This is a genomic window from Streptomyces sp. NPDC039609 (genome assembly GCF_055596705.1).
This window is the reverse complement of sequence record NZ_JBVIUJ010000001.1, coordinates 597,259-614,846: the sequence shown is the minus strand read 5'-3', so window position 1 is coordinate 614,846 and position 17,588 is coordinate 597,259. Positions and strand designations below refer to the sequence as shown.

General features: G+C 72.0%; 14 protein-coding genes. 6 read left to right on the top strand and 8 right to left on the bottom strand.

The window, feature by feature from the left end; all coding sequences use genetic code 11:
• Positions 1–60 precede the first annotated feature (60 nt).
• Positions 61–627 (bottom strand): PadR family transcriptional regulator, encoded by a 567-nt coding sequence (locus ACZ561_RS02725; RefSeq protein ID WP_470988762.1) that lies wholly within the window; start codon positions 625–627, stop codon positions 61–63.
• Positions 628–879: 252 nt separating this feature from the next.
• Positions 880–2,703 (bottom strand): glycoside hydrolase family 15 protein, encoded by a 1,824-nt coding sequence (locus tag ACZ561_RS02720; RefSeq protein WP_470988759.1) that lies wholly within the window; start codon positions 2,701–2,703, stop codon positions 880–882.
• 226 nt (positions 2,704–2,929) lie between these two features.
• On the opposite strand from ACZ561_RS02720, the gene ACZ561_RS02715 reads away from it, so the two are divergent.
• Together ACZ561_RS02715 and ACZ561_RS02710 are read left to right on the top strand one after the other, a co-directional pair.
• A complete protein-coding gene (locus ACZ561_RS02715) occupies positions 2,930–4,144 on the top strand; it encodes a serine hydrolase domain-containing protein (protein WP_470988756.1) in 1,215 nt (404 codons plus the stop codon).
• A gap of 653 nt (positions 4,145–4,797) precedes the next feature.
• Positions 4,798–5,715: a S1 family peptidase gene (locus ACZ561_RS02710; RefSeq protein WP_470988753.1), complete on the top strand. Its 918-nt coding sequence runs from the start codon at positions 4,798–4,800 to the stop codon at positions 5,713–5,715.
• Positions 5,716–5,879: 164 nt separating this feature from the next.
• On the opposite strand, the gene ACZ561_RS02705 is transcribed toward ACZ561_RS02710, so the two are convergent.
• From ACZ561_RS02705 to ACZ561_RS02695, 3 genes are all read right to left on the bottom strand, one after another.
• Positions 5,880–7,052 carry an FAD-dependent oxidoreductase gene (locus tag ACZ561_RS02705; protein ID WP_470988750.1) on the bottom strand — a complete coding sequence of 391 codons (1,173 nt, stop codon included), beginning with the start codon at positions 7,050–7,052 and terminating at the stop codon, positions 5,880–5,882.
• Between the two features lie 33 nt (positions 7,053–7,085).
• Positions 7,086–7,943: an SDR family NAD(P)-dependent oxidoreductase gene (locus ACZ561_RS02700; RefSeq protein WP_470990036.1), complete on the bottom strand. Its 858-nt coding sequence runs from the start codon at positions 7,941–7,943 to the stop codon at positions 7,086–7,088.
• Positions 7,944–8,144: 201 nt separating this feature from the next.
• A complete protein-coding gene (locus ACZ561_RS02695; protein WP_470988748.1) occupies positions 8,145–8,819 on the bottom strand; it encodes a LamG domain-containing protein in 675 nt (224 codons plus the stop codon).
• A gap of 169 nt (positions 8,820–8,988) precedes the next feature.
• Between ACZ561_RS02695 and thpR the strand changes: the two genes are divergently transcribed.
• Together thpR and ACZ561_RS02685 are read left to right on the top strand one after the other, a co-directional pair.
• Entirely contained in the window at positions 8,989–9,573 is a 585-nt protein-coding gene (gene thpR / locus ACZ561_RS02690; protein ID WP_470988745.1) for an RNA 2',3'-cyclic phosphodiesterase, read from the top strand.
• 84 nt (positions 9,574–9,657) lie between these two features.
• A complete protein-coding gene (locus ACZ561_RS02685) occupies positions 9,658–10,173 on the top strand; it encodes a hypothetical protein (protein ID WP_470988743.1) in 516 nt (171 codons plus the stop codon).
• A gap of 2 nt (positions 10,174–10,175) precedes the next feature.
• Here ACZ561_RS02685 and ACZ561_RS02680 read toward each other — a convergent pair whose 3' ends face one another.
• Complete coding sequence (locus ACZ561_RS02680) at positions 10,176–11,489, bottom strand: MFS transporter (protein ID WP_470988740.1); 1,314 nt, start codon at positions 11,487–11,489, stop codon at positions 10,176–10,178.
• 69 nt (positions 11,490–11,558) lie between these two features.
• Positions 11,559–13,037, bottom strand: coding sequence for a glutamate-cysteine ligase family protein (locus ACZ561_RS02675; RefSeq protein WP_470988737.1), 1,479 nt, complete (start codon positions 13,035–13,037; stop codon positions 11,559–11,561).
• Positions 13,038–13,262: 225 nt separating this feature from the next.
• On the opposite strand from ACZ561_RS02675, the gene ACZ561_RS02670 reads away from it, so the two are divergent.
• Together ACZ561_RS02670 and ACZ561_RS02665 are read left to right on the top strand one after the other, a co-directional pair.
• On the top strand, positions 13,263–15,425 hold the full coding sequence (locus ACZ561_RS02670; protein ID WP_470988734.1) for a DUF4139 domain-containing protein: 2,163 nt from the start codon (positions 13,263–13,265) through the stop codon (positions 15,423–15,425).
• An 8-nt stretch (positions 15,426–15,433) separates the two neighbouring features.
• Entirely contained in the window at positions 15,434–17,020 is a 1,587-nt protein-coding gene (locus ACZ561_RS02665; protein WP_470988731.1) for a DUF4139 domain-containing protein, read from the top strand.
• 15 nt (positions 17,021–17,035) lie between these two features.
• On the opposite strand, the gene ACZ561_RS02660 is transcribed toward ACZ561_RS02665, so the two are convergent.
• On the bottom strand, positions 17,036–17,461 hold the full coding sequence (locus tag ACZ561_RS02660) for a Fur family transcriptional regulator (RefSeq protein WP_470988728.1): 426 nt from the start codon (positions 17,459–17,461) through the stop codon (positions 17,036–17,038).
• Positions 17,462–17,588: the final 127 nt, after the last annotated feature.

Genomic DNA, 17,588 nt, shown 5'->3' with positions numbered 1-17,588 from the left:
TTTCGGTCCGATGGGGTGCGGTGGTCGTGATGGCGCGGGTGGTCGTGGCGGTGCGGGGTTTCAGCGCTCGGCCGCGAGCCGGTGGAGCGTGGCGAGGACGTCGTCGAGCCAGGCGAGCGTCATCCGCTCGTACGCGATGCCGCCGCGCAGTACGACGTGCTGGAGTTCCCGGCCCGCGTCGAGCGGGCCGGAGGCGGCGGCCGCCTCCGTACCCGGGAAGTCGCGTTCCTCGCCGGCCAGGTAGTGGGCGAGACGCTCCATGTGCGTACCCCGGTGCCGCTCCACTTCCTGGATCAGCGCGGCCGGGTCGTCGAAGGCCGCGCCCCGGATCTTCACGGCGAGGTCGTGCCGCATGCTCTCGGGCTCGATGGGCTCGTGGAGCCAGCTGGACAGCACCGCCTGTCCCAGGTCCGCGACGGTGTACTCCTTCTTGTCCGGGCGGCCGTGCTGTGGCACGTCCCGTACATCGACCCAGCCGTCGCTCTCCATCCGCTTGAGCACGCGGTAGATCTGCTGATGGCTGGCGGTCCAGAAGTACCCGATGGACCGCTCGAAGCGCCGGGCCAGCTCGTAGCCGGACCCGGGCTTCTCCAGCAAGGACACAAGAATCGCGTGTTCGATCGCCACACCCGGAATCCTTCTATGCAACTCGTTGCATAGGCAAGCGCGACCGCCCGGGTGAGACGCGGCTCACCCGGGCAGCACGAGGAGACGCGCGACGCCTACCGGGCCACGTCCGCGCGACGGAGCATCGCGAGTCGGCCGGCCGTACGGTCCGGATCGCGCAGGAGATCGGAGCCCTCGGGCAGTCCGGCCGGCGGATCGCGCCGGTCAGCTGTCGCCGACGCCCGTTCCTTCCCCGGGCGGGTCCGCTCCGGGTCAGCGGCGTTCGGCGGCCTTGTCGAGCTCCTCGTCGAGCGCCATCGCCGCGGTGATCAGGGCGAGGTGGGTGAACGCCTGCGGGAAGTTGCCGAGTTGTTCGCCGGTCGGGCCGATCTCCTCGGCGAAGAGCCCGACGTGGTTGGCGTACGTGAGCATCTTGTCCATCGCGAAGCGGGCCTGCTCGAGACGGCCCGCCCGGGCCAGGGCCTCGACGTAGAGGAAGCTGCAGAGCGAGAAGGTGCCCTCGGAACCACGCAGTCCGTCGGGGGACGCCTCGGGGTTGTAGCGGTAGACGAGGCTGTCCGTGACGAGTTCGCGGTCCATGGCGTCCAGGGTGGACAGCCACGAGGGCGCCTTCGGGGAGATGAAGCCGACCAGCGGCATGAGCAGCAGCGACGCGTCGAGGACTTCGCTGTCGTAGTGCTGGACGAACGCCTTGCGCCGGGGATTCCAGCCGCGCTCCATCACCTGGACGAGGATGGCGTCGCGCTGCTCGATCCAGCGGGAGAGGTCGGCGGGGCGAGCGTACTGGGTGGCGAGCCGAATGCCGCGGTCGAGGGCGACCCAGCACATCATCCGGCTGTACGTGAAGTGCTTGCGGCCGCCGCGGGTCTCCCAGATGCCCTCGTCGGGGCGGTCCCAGTTGTCGGCGAGCCAGTCGAGGAGCGAGGAGAACCCCTTCCACGCTTCGTAGCCGGCCACTTCGGCCAGGTCCGCCGAGTGGGTCATGGCGTAGGCGAACTCGCCGTAGATGTCGAGCTGCAGCTGATCGGCCGCCCCGTTCCCCGCGCGCACGGGAGAGGAGTCGCGGTACCCGGAGAGGTGTCCCAGGATCTCCTCGGCCAGGTGGGGATCGCCGTCGATGCGGTACATGATCTGCATCGGCTCGCTGCCGGGCGGGCGCGGCACGCGGAAGCGGTCGCCGAGCCAGCGGCGGAAGGCGTCGGTCTCCTCGAAGTAGCCGAGGTCGAGCAGCACGCGCAGCGAGAGGGACGCGTCGCGGATCCAGGTGTAGCGGTAGTCCCAGTTCCGCTCGCCGCCGACCTGTTCGGGCAGCCCCATGGTGACGGCGGCGACCGGGGCTCCGGACGGAGCGTAGATGAGCAGTTTGAGGGTGATGGCCGAGCGGTTGACCATGTGTTGCCAGCGGCCCCGGTAGCGGCAGCGGCGGATCCACTCGTGCCAGAAGACGCGGGTCTCCTCCATGGTCGCCTGCACCGCCTCTTCGGTGACCGGCGCCGGGGCGGCTCCCGGAGCGGAGGTCTCCAGGAGGATCCCGGCCCGCTGGCCCTGCTGGAGGGTGACGGTGGCATGGACGTCCTGGCCGTCGGCGTCCAGGGGGATGGTGCTCCGCAGGTGCACGTCGAGGTCGGGGCCGTGGAAGGTGGCGGCGTTGCCGTCGAGCGTGAGGGTGTGCGGGGCGCGTCCGTAGTCGAAGCGGGGCCGGCACTGTACGTCGAAGGTCAGGGTCCCGCGCACCACCCGCATGGCCCGCACCAAGCGGCGCCGGTCCGTCGGCACGTCCGGCCGGTCGTCCACCGGCATGAAGTCGACCACCTCGCCCACCCCCTCCGCGGTGAGGAACCTGGTGATCAGGATGGCCGTGTCGGGGAGGTAGAGCTGGCGGACGTTCATGTCGTCGAGGGTGGGGGCGATGGTGAAATGGCCGCCGCGCTCCTGGTCGAGCAGGGAGGCGAAGATGCTCGGCGAGTCGAAACGGGGTGCGCAGAACCAGTCCACGGCGCCCTCGGCCGAGACCAGGGCGGCGGTCTGCAGGTCACCGATCAGTCCGTGGTCGGCGATCGGAGGGTAACCGGGCAAGAGGACCTCGATTCTCCCGCGACTCCGGGCCTTCGGTGCCACTGCTCGTGTCCACGGAACCCGCCGGTGGTCGCGTCGGCAACGCGGATGGACCGACCGGGCGAACCGTCGCCGGCGCCCGCCGCGAACCGTCGCCGGCGCCCGCGCACCCGGTGCACACTCCCTTCCCCCCGATCCGACCAGTCGGTATGTTGCTCGCGACCGCCGAGCGCCCCTGGAGGACGTCATGCCCGATCCCGAGCCGGCCCGTTCACCCGAGCCCGGACCCGCACCCGCGCCTGCGCCCACGCCCCCGATCGAAGGACATTGCGACCCTCGCTTCACCGCCGTACGGGACGCCTTCGAAGCCAACTTCCGCACGAGGGACGAGCTCGGGGCCGCGGTGACGGTCCAGGTCCACGGCGAGACCGTGGTGGACCTGTGGGGCGGCTGGGCGGACGGCGCTCGTACACGCCAGTGGGAGCACGACACCGTGGTCAACGTCTGGTCCACGACCAAGGGCGTCACCGCGCTCTGCGCCCACCTTCTGGCGGACCGCGGACTGCTCGACCTGGACGCGCCGGTCGCCTCCTACTGGCCCGAGTTCGCCGCCGGGGGCAAGGAGTCTCTGCCCGTACGCCATCTCCTCTCCCACCGCGCGGGGCTGTCCGGTCTGCGCGAGCCGCTCACGCTGGAGGAGTTCTACGACTGGGAGGTGACGACCGCTCGGCTGGCGGCGACGGAGCCGTGGTGGGAGCCCGGCACCCGCTCCGGCTACCACGCCATGACGTACGGCTTCCTGGTCGGCGAGGTGATCCGGCGCATCACCGGACGGCTGACCGGCGAATTCCTCCGCGACGAGATCACCGGACCGCTCGGCATCGACTTCACCATCGGCCTCCCCGAGAAGGAGGCGGTGCGAGTGGCCGAGCTGGTACACCCCCACACCTCCTCGGCGAGCGAACAGGCCGCTCTGTTCGCCCAGTTGGAGCCCGCGGCGCAGGCCGCGCTGGCCAATCCGATGGTCGGCGCCACCCAGGCCAACAGCCCCGAGTGGCGTGCCGCCGAGCTACCGGCCGCCAACGGGCACGGAACGGCGCGCGCGGTCGCCGAGCTGTACGGCCTCTTCGCCGGGCGCGGCCGATCCGGCGAGCAGCGGATCCTGTCCGAAGCGGCCGCCGAACAGGCCCGCGAGGGGCAGGGCGCCTGCCGGGACCTGGTTCTCGGCGCGGGCTTCGCCCACGACACGGAATGCGCCCTCGGCCTCTGGCTCAGCGGCCCCAACGCCTCCTACGGCCCCAATCCCCGAGCCTTCGGCCACGACGGCTTCGGCGGCTCCTGCGGCCTCGCGGACCCGGAAGCGGGAGTCTCCCTTGGCTACGTGATGAACCGCATGGGCCCCAACATCGCGGACGATCCTCGCAAGATGGCACTGGTCGAGGCGGTGTACGCGTCACTCTGAGACGCAGCACCCACCCCGACGGCCTCGGGCTGCGACGGGAACCGGACACCCGGTCGGCCCGGACGGAGCGGCACGATTGCGGCATTGAGGGGCGTCCGCACCTGTACCACAGGCCCGTGGGCGACCCCTCCCCCGCCACGGCGGGGATCAGTCGGCCGCCCGGGACGACCGGAGGCAGCGGCCGGATCTGTGCGCCCGCTACCGCTCCGGCGGACGGCCGGGGCCCTCCTGCCGGGGCGCCGCCGACGGTGGCGTGCGGGGCGCGGGATCGGGGGCACCCCGGCGGTTGAGCTGGCGAAACGGTACGGCCCCTTCCGCTTCGCTGACAGGTCACCGCAGAGCCATCCCGACCTGCAGGGCACCTTCCTGAAAGATCGTCAGCAAACTGCTGCAAGCGTTTGCGCACGCCGACTCCGTCACGCCTGCCACGGCAGCCAATCGGGGCACACCCGACACCCGCGAGGCGTTGGACCACATGAACGCGCGTAGATCGGCCGAAAGGCGTTCTTGCCGCCACGGCCACCCGGATTCGAGGATTCCTCCTGTCGGATTTGACAGGTCCATGTCGGAGCACCCTTCGGCCCGGACCCGCTTGCCCGGCGCAAGGGATCGCCCACCCAGCGATTCCCCCCACTCCCCCACCGGAGGATCCTGTGAACCTCAAGCGCCTGTCCCCCCTCGGCGGCGTCGCGAAGGGCGCACGGCTCGTCGCCGTGGCCTCCGCGCTGCTCGCCGCCTCAGCGCTTGCCGTCCCCACCTCGTCCGCGGCCACGACCGAGGACGTCCGGGCCACCACCGCCCAACTCGCCGTCACCGACCAGGCCGTACGCGGAGCCGACGTGCCCGGCACCGCGTGGTACACCGACCAGGCGACCGGGAAGATCGTCCTCACCGCCGACTCCACCGTCTCCGCCGCCGAGATCGCCAAGATCAAGAAGGCTGCCGGTGACCGCGCCGGCGCCCTGGAGATCAAGCGGACTCCCGGCACGTTCAACAAGCTCATCGCAGGCGGCCAGGCCATCTACGCCGGCGGCGGGCGCTGCTCGCTCGGCTTCAACGTCCGCAGCGGCTCGACCTACTACGCCCTGACAGCCGGTCACTGCACCAACATCGGCAGCACCTGGTACACCAACTCGGCCAACACCACGGTGCTCGGCACCCGCGCCGGCACCAGCTTCCCAACCAACGACTACGGCATCATCCGCCACTCCAATCCCTCTGCGGCGGACGGCCGGGTCTACCTCTACAACGGCAGCTACCGCGACATCACCGGCGCCGGCAACGCCTCCGTGGGCCAGTCGGTGCAGCGCAGCGGCAGCACCACAGGTCTGCACAGCGGTACGGTCACCGGTCTCAACGCGACCGTCAACTACGGCGGTGGCGACATCGTCTACGGCCTGATCCAGACCAACGTCTGCGCCGAGCCGGGTGACAGCGGCGGCGCGCTCTTCTCCGGCACCACCGCGCTCGGCCTGACCTCCGGCGGCAGCGGCAACTGCTCCAGCGGCGGCACCACGTTCTTCCAGCCGGTGACGGAGGCCCTGAGCGCGTACGGAGTAAGCGTCTTCTAGATCGGAGGGCGTGGGATCCGCGGAGTCGGCGGACTCCGCAGGTCTCCCACTCAGCACGTCGGCCGGCGGTCCCCTCGGGGGCTGCCGGCCTCACCGCTGACGTACGCGCGTCGGTCCCCGTCCGACCGAAGTACCCGGGGCCGGCACCGGGAACGTAAGACGGTTCAGGCGCGCGGTCGGGGCGGGCGCGGCCCGGCGACAGCCTCGGCGAGCAGATGCCGGCCGGCCGGGGTGGCGAGGATGCCACGCAGGGCCGTGTCCCGGACAGCTCGGGCGGGTGTCGAGCGCAGTGTCCACGCGCGCGTGGCAAGGTCGGTACGGGCGAGCACGCGCAGGGCGTCGGCGCGGCGTGCGCGGTGCCAGGCCGTGAGCGCGTCGGCCGCCGAGCGGCCGCCGTGGGCGGTCGCGTCGGGCAGAACGGCGGCGAGGGAGACGGCGTCCCGCAGGCCGAGGTTGAGTCCTTGCCCGCCGATCGGACTGCACACATGGGCGGCGTCGCCGATCAGCAGCACCCGCCGGTTCGTGTGGTGCGCGGCGAGGCGCCGTTGGGTGCGGAAGGTGCTCGTCCAGCGGCATTCGCGGACGGTCGCCGTCCATCCCCGGGCGGACGCCTCGGCGGCGAGCCCCGCCGGGCCGTCGTCGTCTCCCGGCGCGAGGCCGTGCGGCCGGTGCAGCACCACGCGGGCCCAGCCGTCGAGATGCATCGGGAGCACCACGAGAAGCCCGCGCGGCCCGCCGACCATGTGGACGCGCGTCGGGTCCAGCGAGGGCTCCTCGACCCGCAGGTCGGCGAGCTGCCACAGGCCGGCATAGGTCCGGCCGCGAAACGCCGTACCGGCGAGGGCGCGCAGTGTGCTCGACGCACCGTCGGCAGCCACCACCCAGCTGGCGCGCAGCGGGTCGAGGGCGTCGGACCGTACGGTCACGCTGTCGGCGTCCTCGTCGATCGACCGGACGGGCACCGAGCGGTGGACACGGACACCCGCGCGCTCGGCCCCCGCGGCGAGCAGTCCCTCCGTCGCGCACTGCGGGACGGTCAGGATGTACGGGTACGGGGAAGGCAGCCCTGACAGGTCGAAGCCACCGAGCCTGCGCCCCTGCGCCCACATCTCCACCGTGTCCACGCGACGGCCCAGTGGATGCAGCGCATCGGCCAGGCCGCTCGGGCTCAGGGCCTCAAGGGTCCGCGCGTGCAGATCCGTCGCCCGGGACTCCGTGACCGGACCGGGACGGCGTTCGAGCACCACCACCCCGAGCCCCGCCCGGGCAAGCAGCAGGGCAGCGCTCAGCCCGACCGGCCCCGCCCCCACGACCGCCACATCCGTGTCGACCCCCATGTCCGGCACTGTAGCCGGGACCGGTGCGGCGCATCACTCCGTATTCGGGCCCGCGAAGCCGCCGCCGACGAGCGCGTCCGTCAGGGCCATGAGCCGCTTGCGGGCGTCCGTGTCGTAGGCCTGTTCGTGGGCGCGGGCGTCCGTGAACCGGTCGAAGTAGCGGCCGGTGGTGTGCGCCAACTCGGGATCGGTGACAAGTCGTACGGTCGGCCGCACCCCCTCCTCGATCCCGGTCACCGGCGTGAGGCCGTACTCGCGCACTCCGCGGGTGTCCATCAGATGCGCGGGATGGAGGGTGTTGACGGTGACTCCGGTGCCTTCGAGCTCGGCCGCCAGCTCGAAGGTCGCCTTGATCATCGCCAGCTTGCTGCGACAGTAGGCCCGCAGCCCTTCGTACCCCTCCTCGAACATGACATCGTCGAAGTCGATGCGCTCCTGCCCGATCGAGGCGACGTTGACGACACGGGCCGGGGCCGAGGCGGTGAGCAGGGGGAGGAGCGCCCGGGTCAGCGCGTACGGCGCCAAGTGGTTGACGGCGAAACGCAGTTCGTGCCCTTGTGCGCTGACCTCCCGGCGGAGCGGCTCGGCGCCGCCCCCGGCGACCGCGTTGTTCACCAACGCGTCGAGCCGTGGCTCGGCCGTACGAATCCGGTCGGCCATCGCGCGGACCTGGTCGAGGTCGCCGAGGTCGGCGAGATAGCTCCGGACGGTGGCCTGCGGCGCCGCGGCCCGGACCTCTTCCGCCGCCGCCTCGAGCCGACCGGAATCCCTGCCGTGGAGCAGGACGGTGTAGCCCTGTCCGGCGAGCTCCAGCGCGATCCCGCGCCCCAGCCCCTGGGTCGCGCCGGTGATCAGAACAGTGGGTGCGGTAGGTGGTTTCATGACGACCATCCTGGGTGGGGCGAAGGTGCCGTGGGGAGCGGGAGCTGGTCCTGGTGTTGCCACCACCAGCCACGACACACCCATGGGCACCCTGAGGCGTGGCCGACGACCGAGGGCACCGTCTCGGGCAGTGGGGAGGTCTCCGTCTTCACGACGAAGCCGGCGAAGTCGCCGTCGGCAGGCGTCGGTTGCCGCTTCTCGGGTCGCCTCTCACGACGCCGATCGGTAGACGCGCAAGTCCCGCACCTCGTAGGACAGTTCCGTCGCCTCGGGGTCGGGCGCAGGGTGGTAGCGGCCGGCGCAGACGGAGAGGTTGACGATCAGATAGGCGTGCCAGGACGGTCCGACGCCCCGTCCGTCCGAGAAGACCTCGATGTCGTCGACCCACCACACCACCGAGCGCGCACCGAACTCGGTACGCAGCCGAACCCAGCCGCCGGGCCGGACAGCGGGGTCACGGTGGTAGTGGTATCCGCCGCGGACCCGGTTCGACAGCTCCAGGAGATCCGGGTTGTCGGGGTGGTACTCGAAGACGTCGATCTCCTGGCCGCCGTCCCGCCAGGTCCAGATCGCCGGCCAGGCGCCGTTCCCCTCCGGGAGCCGCACCCGCGCCTCCAGGACGTCACCGGCGCGGACCTCGAAGCCCTCGGGGCTTCCCTCCGTCGTCAGGAGCCCCGCGTCCCAGAGACCGTCGCGGCGCCGGGTCGCCCGGAAGAGGCCCGAGCGGCTGTAGGCGGGGTCGGCCACCAGGTGGTCCAGCTTGTTGTCCCGTGGGTTGACGGGACCGCCGTCGGGATAGGCCCAGGAGCGGCCCGCCGTCCATTGCTCCGGAGAGGCGAAGTCGGCGGTGAAGACCGGCTCGGCGGCCGGCGGACGTGTCGACATGGGCAGCTCCCCTGGTGCGCGACGGTGCGTGTGTCCCTCAGGAATCTGCCCGTGTACTCCTCCGATATCCGGAACCCCTCACTCACTGTCGTGAAGTCGTCACGGGAGGCAATGGGGTGATCGGCCATGGGGTGACGGTCGGCGGTGGGCCGTGGTGTACGAAGTCTCTGTGAACGAAAAGATCCAGGTCCCGACCGTCCGCGTGTTCATAGCGCTGGCGCCGCCCGACGGCGCGAAGGATGAACTGGCCGAGGCGCTGCGGCCCGCCTACGACGCGTACCCGACCATGCGGTGGAACCGCATCGAGGACTGGCACATCACCCTGGCATTCCTCGGAGAGGTGTCCACCGCGACCATTCCGCTCCTGCGAGAGCCGCTCGCGCACCTCGCGCAGACGCGTCGGCCCTTGCGGCTGGCGCTGCGCGGCGCCGGGTCCTTCGACGAGCGGGTGCTGTGGAGCGGGATCGACGGGGATCTCGAAGGGCTGCACCTCCTCGCCGCCGACGTCCGCGCCGTCGTCAGGGACTGCGGTGTCGCGTTCGAGGACCGACCCCTGCGCCCCCATCTGACGCTGGCGCGGGCCCGCCGCGACGATCCCGCCGGCGTGGGGCAGGTCGCCGCCGGACTCGCCTCCTTCAGCGGCCGCCCCTGGCACGCCGAACGCCTGCACCTGGTCGGCAGCAACTTCGGCCGCGGCCCGGGTCCGATCCGCTACCGGGACATCGAGGCGTGGGACTTCACGGGCGGTCGGTGACACCCCCGCGAGGGGAGGCGGCCTCGTCGGTAGGGTTCGCCTGATCGACAGCCGGGGGTGTGCGCCCCCGGGAAGGGGTGGGGTATGAGCGACACGGCTCGGAACAGCGGTTCCTGGGACATCAGCGACACGGATGGCGGCGCGCTGGCAGCACGCTGGTGGCAATGGGCGCTGTCGGCGCCCGACGACGTCAGCCCGGTCGCCGACAGGACCGGTCGACACGCGGCCTGGCAGCAGCCGGAGGACCTGTGGTTTCTGGCCGGAACCTACGGTGGCCGCGTCGTGCGGACGTGTGACGTGCCTTCCGAGCGCCCCGTCTTCTTTCCCGTGCTCAACACCCAACACACCAAGCACCACTCGCGGAAGCCGCTGACCATGGACGTGGCGGAGGCGAAGGCCTTCCTCAACGGGGTGCCGCTTCCGTTGAGGGAGTTCACCGCGCCGCTGTTCCGGGTGGGCCTGCGGATGCATCTCGCGTGGGGGATATGGGCGGGCATCGCCCCCCTGACGCCAGGACAGTACGTCCTGGAGATCAAGGGCAGCACGACCGGCGGCTTCTGGGTCGACACGACGTACCACCTCACCGCCGTACGCGGATAGCGTCAGCGATCGAGTTCCTTGTGGGCGGTCTCCGGCAGACGGAGATACACCGCCGAGGAGACCAGGCACAGGACGGCCACGTACCAGGGGAACAAGCCGGGGCGGTCCAGCTCCTTGAAGAGCGTCCCGACGTACGGTGCCGTACCGCCGAAGAGCGCGACCGTCAGCGAGTACGGAAAGCCGATCCCGGCAGCCCGCACACGGGCGGGGAACATCTCGGCGTTCACGGCCGCCGAGATCGAGGTGAAGCCGGTCAGCAGCACCATGCCCGCGCACTGCACCAGGAGGAGGGAGAGGAACGAGCCGTCGAGCGCGCGCAGCAACGGCACGCCGAGGGCCGCGAATCCGAGCCCGAAGAAGAGCAGGGACGGTTTGCGTCCGAAGCGGTCGGAGAGCAGCCCGCCGACCGGTTGCAGCAGGGCGAAGAAAGCCAGGGACAGGGTCCCGGCGAGCAGCGCGTCCGCCTTGTCGATCCCGGTGTTGAGCTCCGCGTATGTCGGCAGGTACGACGTCCATGTGTAGTAGGCGAGGGTGCCGCCGGCCGTGATGCCGCCGATGAGCAGCGAGGCGCGCGGGTGGTGGCGCAGAGCGTCGAAGAGCCCGGGCCGGGGCGCGTCGCGCTGCGCGACGCTCCGGGTCTCGTCAGCACCCCTGCGGATCCAGAAGCCGGCGAGGCTGAGCACCGCGCCGAGCAGGAAGGGAATCCGCCAGCCCCAGCCGTTCATCCGGTCCTCCCCGAGCACGCCGACGAGCAGGGCGGCGATGCCGGAGGCGGCGAGCTGTCCGGCGGAGGTGGAGACGTACTGGAAGGACGAGAGCAGGCCGCGCCTCCCGCGTCCGGCCGACTCGACGAGGAAGGTGGTCGAGGCCGCGAACTCCCCTCCCACCGACAGTCCTTGCAGCAGACGGGCGATGACGAGCACGACCGGGGCGAGGACGCCGGCGGCCGCGTACGTCGGGGTCAGACCGACCAGGAGGCTGCTGCCGCCCATCAGCAGGATGGTGGCGGTGAGCGCGGTCCGTCGGCCGCGCCGGTCCGCGACCGCGCCCATGAGGAGGCCGCCGACCGGGCGCATGAAGAAGCCGACGGCGAAGACCGCGAACGTCGACAGGAGCGGGACCAGGGAGTTCCCGGAGCTCTTGGGGAAGATCTGGTTCGCGATGTACGCGGCCAGAAAGGTGTACGCGTACCAGTCGTACCACTCGACCGCGTTGCCGACCGAGGCCGCCAGCAGCTGCCGTAACGGCCGCCGGGACGGGGGCGGGCCGGTGGGCACGGGGGTGGGGTCGAGGCTCGTCGGAGGCGTGTCTGTCATGATCACGACCTGCCCCGACCCGGCCCTGCGTACGCCTCGCTCTTTCGCCGCCAGCGCGCCCCCGGAGAGTCAGTCGACCGGCCAGGTGTGCGCCGGAGCGTTCAGATGCATGTACTCGATGTACTGGAGGGTCATCCGCCGCAGCGCCTGGTGCCGGTCCGCGTGGTCGATGTCGTGGATGTGGTGGAACATCTCGGACTGCCACACCGCACCGTTACGGCCGCTGACGCACCTCTGCTCGATCACCCCGAGCAGCGGCTCCCGCCGGGCCGCCTCCATGCCCATCCGTTCGAGCCCGCGGTCCGCCAGCGGCAGCAGTCGCCTCAGCACCAGTTCGGTCACCGGAACCTCGCCCATCCCGGGCCAGTACACGTGCGCGTCGATGCCGTGGCGCGCGGCGGCATGGAGGTTGTCCTCCGCGGCCGAGAAGGACATCCGTGACCAGACGGGCCGGTCCTCGTCGACCAGGGCCCGGGTCAGCCCGTAGTAGAAGGCACCGTTCGCCAGCACGTCGGCCACCGTGGGGCCCGCGGGCAGTACCCGGTTCTCCACCCGCAGATGCGGCACGCCGTCGACCACGGCATAGACGGGGCGGTTCCAGCGGTAGACCGTCCCGTTGTGCAGGGTGAGCTCGGACAGTCCGGGGATCCCGCCCTCGGCGAGCGTCTCCTCGGGGTCCTCGTCGTCGCACAGGGGCAGCAGTGCCGGGAAGTAGCGGGCGTTCTCCTCGAAGAGGTCGAAGACGGAGTTGATCCATCGCTCGCCGAACCAGACCCGCGGCCGTACTCCCTGCACCTTGAGCTCGTCCGGCCGGGTGTCGGTGGCCTGCTCGAAGAGCGGAATGCGCGTCTCGCGCCACAGCTCCTTGGAGAACAGGAACGGCGAGTTCGCCGCCAGGGCCACCTGCACCCCCGCCACGGCCTGCGCGGCGTTCCAGTAGTCCGCGAACTCGTCCGGCGAGACCTGGAGGTGGAACTGGGTGCTGGTGCACGCCGCCTCCGGCGTGATCGTCCCCGCATGGGTCCGCAGCTTCTCCACCCCGTCCACCGAGATCAGCAGGTCCTCACCTCGTGCGGCGAAGATCTGCTCGTTCAGCAGGTGGTACCGCGGATCCCCGGACAGCGACTCGGGGCCGGCGTCCTTCAGCTCCAGCGTCGGCAGAATGCCGATCATGACCAGATGCGCACCGATCGCCGCGGCCTTCTCCTCGGCGTGGTTGAGCGCCTCACGGATCTCCTGCTCCCAGGAGTCGGGACCGCCCGCGACCAGCCGCCGCGGCTCGATGTTGATCTCCAGGTTGAAGCGGCCAAGCTCGGTCGACCAGGTGGGATCCGCGATCGCCTCCAGGACTTCCGTACTGCGCATGGCGGGCTCGGCGGCGGCGTCCACGAGGTTCAGTTCGAGCTCCAGACCGACCTGCGGCCGCTCGAAGTCGAACCGCGACTCACGCAGCATCGTCGCGAACACGTCGAGGCACGAGTGCACCTTGTTCCGGAACCGGCGACGGTCTTCACGGGTGAACTCCAGCGCCGGGACATCACGTCCCATCGGTCCCTCCCGAGTCTCGTCGGCACGGACCCCCACCTTCAGCGTCCCACTCCGTGGGCCGCCCAACCACCGAAGCCGCGGACGGCGGGCGCCGGGCGGTACCGAAACCGCACACGTCCCACCCCGTACGACCGTGACCTGCGGGTTTCCACAGTGGCCACACGGTCGGACCGCTCGGGCGTAGGCTTCGCTCAGCATGGACACGGCGGGGCGGGGGCGGGGCGCATGACGGCTGGAACGGCGCAGAACTGGGGATCGACCCTCGATGCGGTCGTGGTGTACGCGCAGGGCGCTCTCTGCCTCCGGCTGGCCCGGGGCAGCGTGCCCCCGGGCGGCCGGGTACGGGTGACGGGACTGCCCCGCTCGCTGGACCCCGGCTCGCTGCGGGCCCGCGTCCTGGGCGCCCCCGGGGTGCGTGTCACCGAGGCCCGGATCGAGGTCGAGGCCGAGCCGCTCGGCCCCGACACACGCACGCACTCCGACGCTGACACCGACGCCGGCACGGGCACCGGCTCGCGCGACGAGTTGCGGCGCGAGGTCGATCGACTGCGCGACGCGCACGCGGCGGCGCGGGGACGCCGGGACCGGCAGCTGAGCCTCATCGAGGAGGTCCGGAGTCTGCGCCCGGTGCCGCCGCCCCGCGAGCCCGAGGATCCGCACCGCCGCACCCCGGTCGACGCATGGCTGGAACTCGCCGACTTCGTCGACGAGCGACTGTCGGGCCTGCACAGCCGCCTCGTCGAGCTGGAGCAGGCACTGCTCCAGCTCGAGCACGAACTCGCCGTCGCAGCCGACAGGCTCGCCCGCGCCTCGACCGACGCACCGCCGGCGCATGTGGAGACCACGGTCTCCGCCGTCCTGACCCTCGACGGCACCGGTGTCACGGACGAGGTGGAGGTGGAGGTGGAGTACGGAGTGCCGGGTGCCGTCTGGGTGCCTGCGTACCGTCTCACCCATCGTCAGGGCGACGGCACCGGCCGTCTGGTGCTGCGCGCCTCGGTCGCCCAGCGCACCGGCGAGGACTGGACCGGGGTACGCATCGCCCTGGCCACCGCCGACCTTCGGCGCCGCACCGACCTGCCGAAGCTCCGCTCGATCCGGATCGGACGCCGTCAGCCCGCCCCCGCGCCTTCCGGCTGGCGCGAGCCCCCGGCAGGCCTCGCCGACCTGTTCGCCGGGTACGAGGCGGCCGGCCCCCGCCCTGTCACGACCGCCGCACCGGCGGCCTCCCGGACCGGCTCCGCGTCCGGTCCCGTACCGCCTCCACCGCCACCGACGCCACAGGGCTTCGGCGGGCCGCCCTCGGCGCTCCCGGTGCCGGGCAGCGCGTACGGCTCCTCCTCCGACACGTACGGGGGCGCGATGGCCGACCAGGCCCAGCCGGCTCCCCCGCAGCTTTCCCCCTCCCGGCCGCCGGCCCCCGCCCCGCCGGGCGGCATGCCGCGTTCCCGCGGCTTCGCGGGCGCCCCGGCCCCCATGGCCCCCGCCGCCATGGCCCCGCCGGCTCCTGGCGCCGCCGCGCCGCCACCTCCTACGCCTCCGCCGGCCGGTCCTCCGCAGCCGAGCGGCGCCGAGCTGGACTACGCCGCTCTCGTCCTGAGCGGCCCCGCCGAGCCGGGCGGCCGCCGAGGGCGGCTGTTCCCCGCATCGCCCCATGACGCGGTGGCGGCCGACCATCGCCGTCGCGCCGAGGCGGTGGCAGCGCTGCCGCTGCCGGGGCATGCCGTTCGGCCCCGCGAGTCGGCGGGCTCCTTCGACCACCGCTTCGACGCCGCCGCCCGCGCCGACGTTCCGTCGGACGGCACCTGGCACACCGTCACCGTCGGGGAGATTCCGGTCGGTCTGCGCACCGAGTACCTCTGCGTGCCGTCCGTGGAGCCGACCGTCTACGCGACGCTGGTGCTCTCCAACGCCACCGACCAGGCTCTGCTGGCGGGGCCGGTGGAGGTCACCGTCGACGACGACTTCCTGCTGACCGCCGCGCTGCCCACGCTCGCCCCCGGCGGTGTCCGCCGAGTGGGGCTCGGGCCGGCCGAGGGCATCCGGGTGACCCGTCGTACGCACGTGAACGAGTCGACCGCGGGCCTGCGCAACAACGTCACCGTGCTCGACCACCGCCTCCATGTGGAGCTGGCCAACGGTCTCGCGCGGCCCGTCACCGTCGAGGTCCGCGAGCGGGTTCCGGTCGCCTCCGAACCGGACATCCGGATCGAGGAACGGGCGGACTGGACGACACCCGCCGACGGAGCCGGGACCGAGCGCCATGCCCCGGGCACCCGCGTCTGGCGGGTGGACCTGCCCGCCGGTGGCACCACCGCCCTCGACGGCGGCTACGAGATCCGTATCCCGGCCGGCAAAGCCCTGGTCGGCGGCAACCGCAGGAGCTGAGACACGCCATGTCCACGGACTCGAAGCCGACCGCCGTGCCCGTCCCCACCACCGTCCCGGTCCCCGTCACCGCCGTCACCTGTCTGGAGGACAGGGCTCACATCGAGCGCTCCGTCGTGCTCGATCTGGAGGCCGGCGTCCAGCGGCTGCGTCTCGGGCCGGTCAGCGCGCTGGCCGTCGACCGCACGCTCCACGCCGAGCTGACCGCCGATCACCCCGCGACCGTGCTCGACGTACGGATCGTCCGCAGCTGGACGCCCAGGGGGCCGCAGCCGTCTGTCGACGAGGACTCCGCCCTACGCCTCCGCGTGCACGCCCTCGAGGAGGAGCGCTTCGCCCTGATGCAGCGCCGCGACCGGCTGTACACCCGGCTCGATCTGCTCGGCCGCCTCGCCGCCGATCTGCTGCGGGAGATCGGCGAGGGCGCCGGGTCGGGCGAGTCCGAAGGTCGGCGCTGGGCCGCCGAATTGGACCGGGTGGACGCCGAGCGCGACGCGCACGGCGAGCGACTCCGCACCGTGGAGGCCCGGCTGACCGCGCTCGCCACCGAACTCGGGGCGGCGCAGCGGGCCATGACCGTCTCGGAGGAGGAGCCCGCCGAGCTGCTCGGCCATGTGGAGCTGACGGTGGAGGCCGCGGTCGCGGGGCCGGTCGGGCTGCGTCTGAGTCATCTCGTCCCGTGTGCGCTGTGGCGGCCCGCCTATCGGGCCGTGCTCGAAGGGGACTCGCTGACGCTGGAGACCGACGCGATGGTCTGGCAGCGTACCGGCGAGGACTGGTCGGACGTACGGCTGACGTTGTCGACGGCGCGGTCGGCGCTGGCCACCGAACCGCCGTCGCTCGGCGAGGACCGGCTGACGCTGAAGGACCGGACGGCGGCCGAGCGCCGCACGGTCGACGTCGAGCTGCGCGAGGAGGAGATCGGGGACCTCGGCCCTGTGCCGGTGCTCGGTCTGCCGGGGGTGGACGACGGTGGCGAGGCACGGGTCCTGAAGGCTCCCGCCGCGGTCTCCGTGCCCTCGGACGGTCGCGCCCACCGGGTGCCGCTCTCCGTCTTCACCGCGCCCACGAGCAGCGAGTACGCCTGCTCGCCCGAGGTGTCTCCGCTGGTCACGCAGGTGGTTCGGTTCGACAACCGGTCCGGCCATGTGCTGCTCGCCGGGCCCGTGGACCTGGTCCGCGGCAGCGGATTCAGCGGCCGCGGCACGCTGGACTTCACCACCCCCGGCGCCCCGGTCGAGCTCGCCTTCGGCAGCCGTGACGACCACCGGGTGGTCCGGGCGTCCGAGGAGTCCCGCGACTCCACCGGGATCACGCAGCGTACGGTCGTCACCCGCACGGTCCGGCTGCACCTGTCCCGGTTCTCCGCCCCGGGAGAGCGAGGCGAGCGGGTGGTCGTCCTCCGGGAGAGGATCCCGGTCTCCGAGGTCTCGGCGGTGGAGGTACGCCTGCGCAAGGAGGCATGCTCCCCGGCTCCTGACGTGGTCGACGCCGAAGGCATCGTCCGCTGGGACGTCGCCCTCCCGCCCGGCGGCCGCCGTACGGTCACCCTGGTCTACGAGTTGGTGGCGAGCGCCAAGGTCGCCGGGATCTGAACTCCGCCCCCGCGATCAGCGGGGCGGACCGGAGGCGCAGGAGGGGCACAGCCCCCGGTAGGTGACGTCGACGTCGGACACCGTGAAGCCGAACCGGTCCTCCTCCGGGAGGCCGGTGAGGGGGTCGCCGGTCGGGTGGACGTCGCGGACGGTGCCGCAGCCGGCGCAGACGAGGTGCTGGTGCGGCTGGTGCGCGTTCGGGTCGTACCGCTTCGCACGTCCGAGGGCGGAGACCTCCACGACCTCACCGAGCAGGACCAGTTCGCCCAGGGTGTTGTAGACCGTCGCCCGGGAGATCTCGGGCAGCCGCTCCGCCGCGCGGGCGTGCACCTCGTCGGCCGTGAGGTGGACGTGCTCGCCGTCGAGGACCTCCGCGACGACACGCCGCTGTGAGGTCATCCGCCAGCCACGACCGCGCAGCCGCTCCAGCAGGTCGCTCATAGGATTTCACCTTTCTCGGATGTATTCCGGGGCGTGAGAATCGTCGGCAATTGCGCCAGGTCCCGGACGGCTTCGGACTTCGACTGCTTGTTGCGCGGTGGTGCCCTGCGTGTTCTCTTAGCGGTGC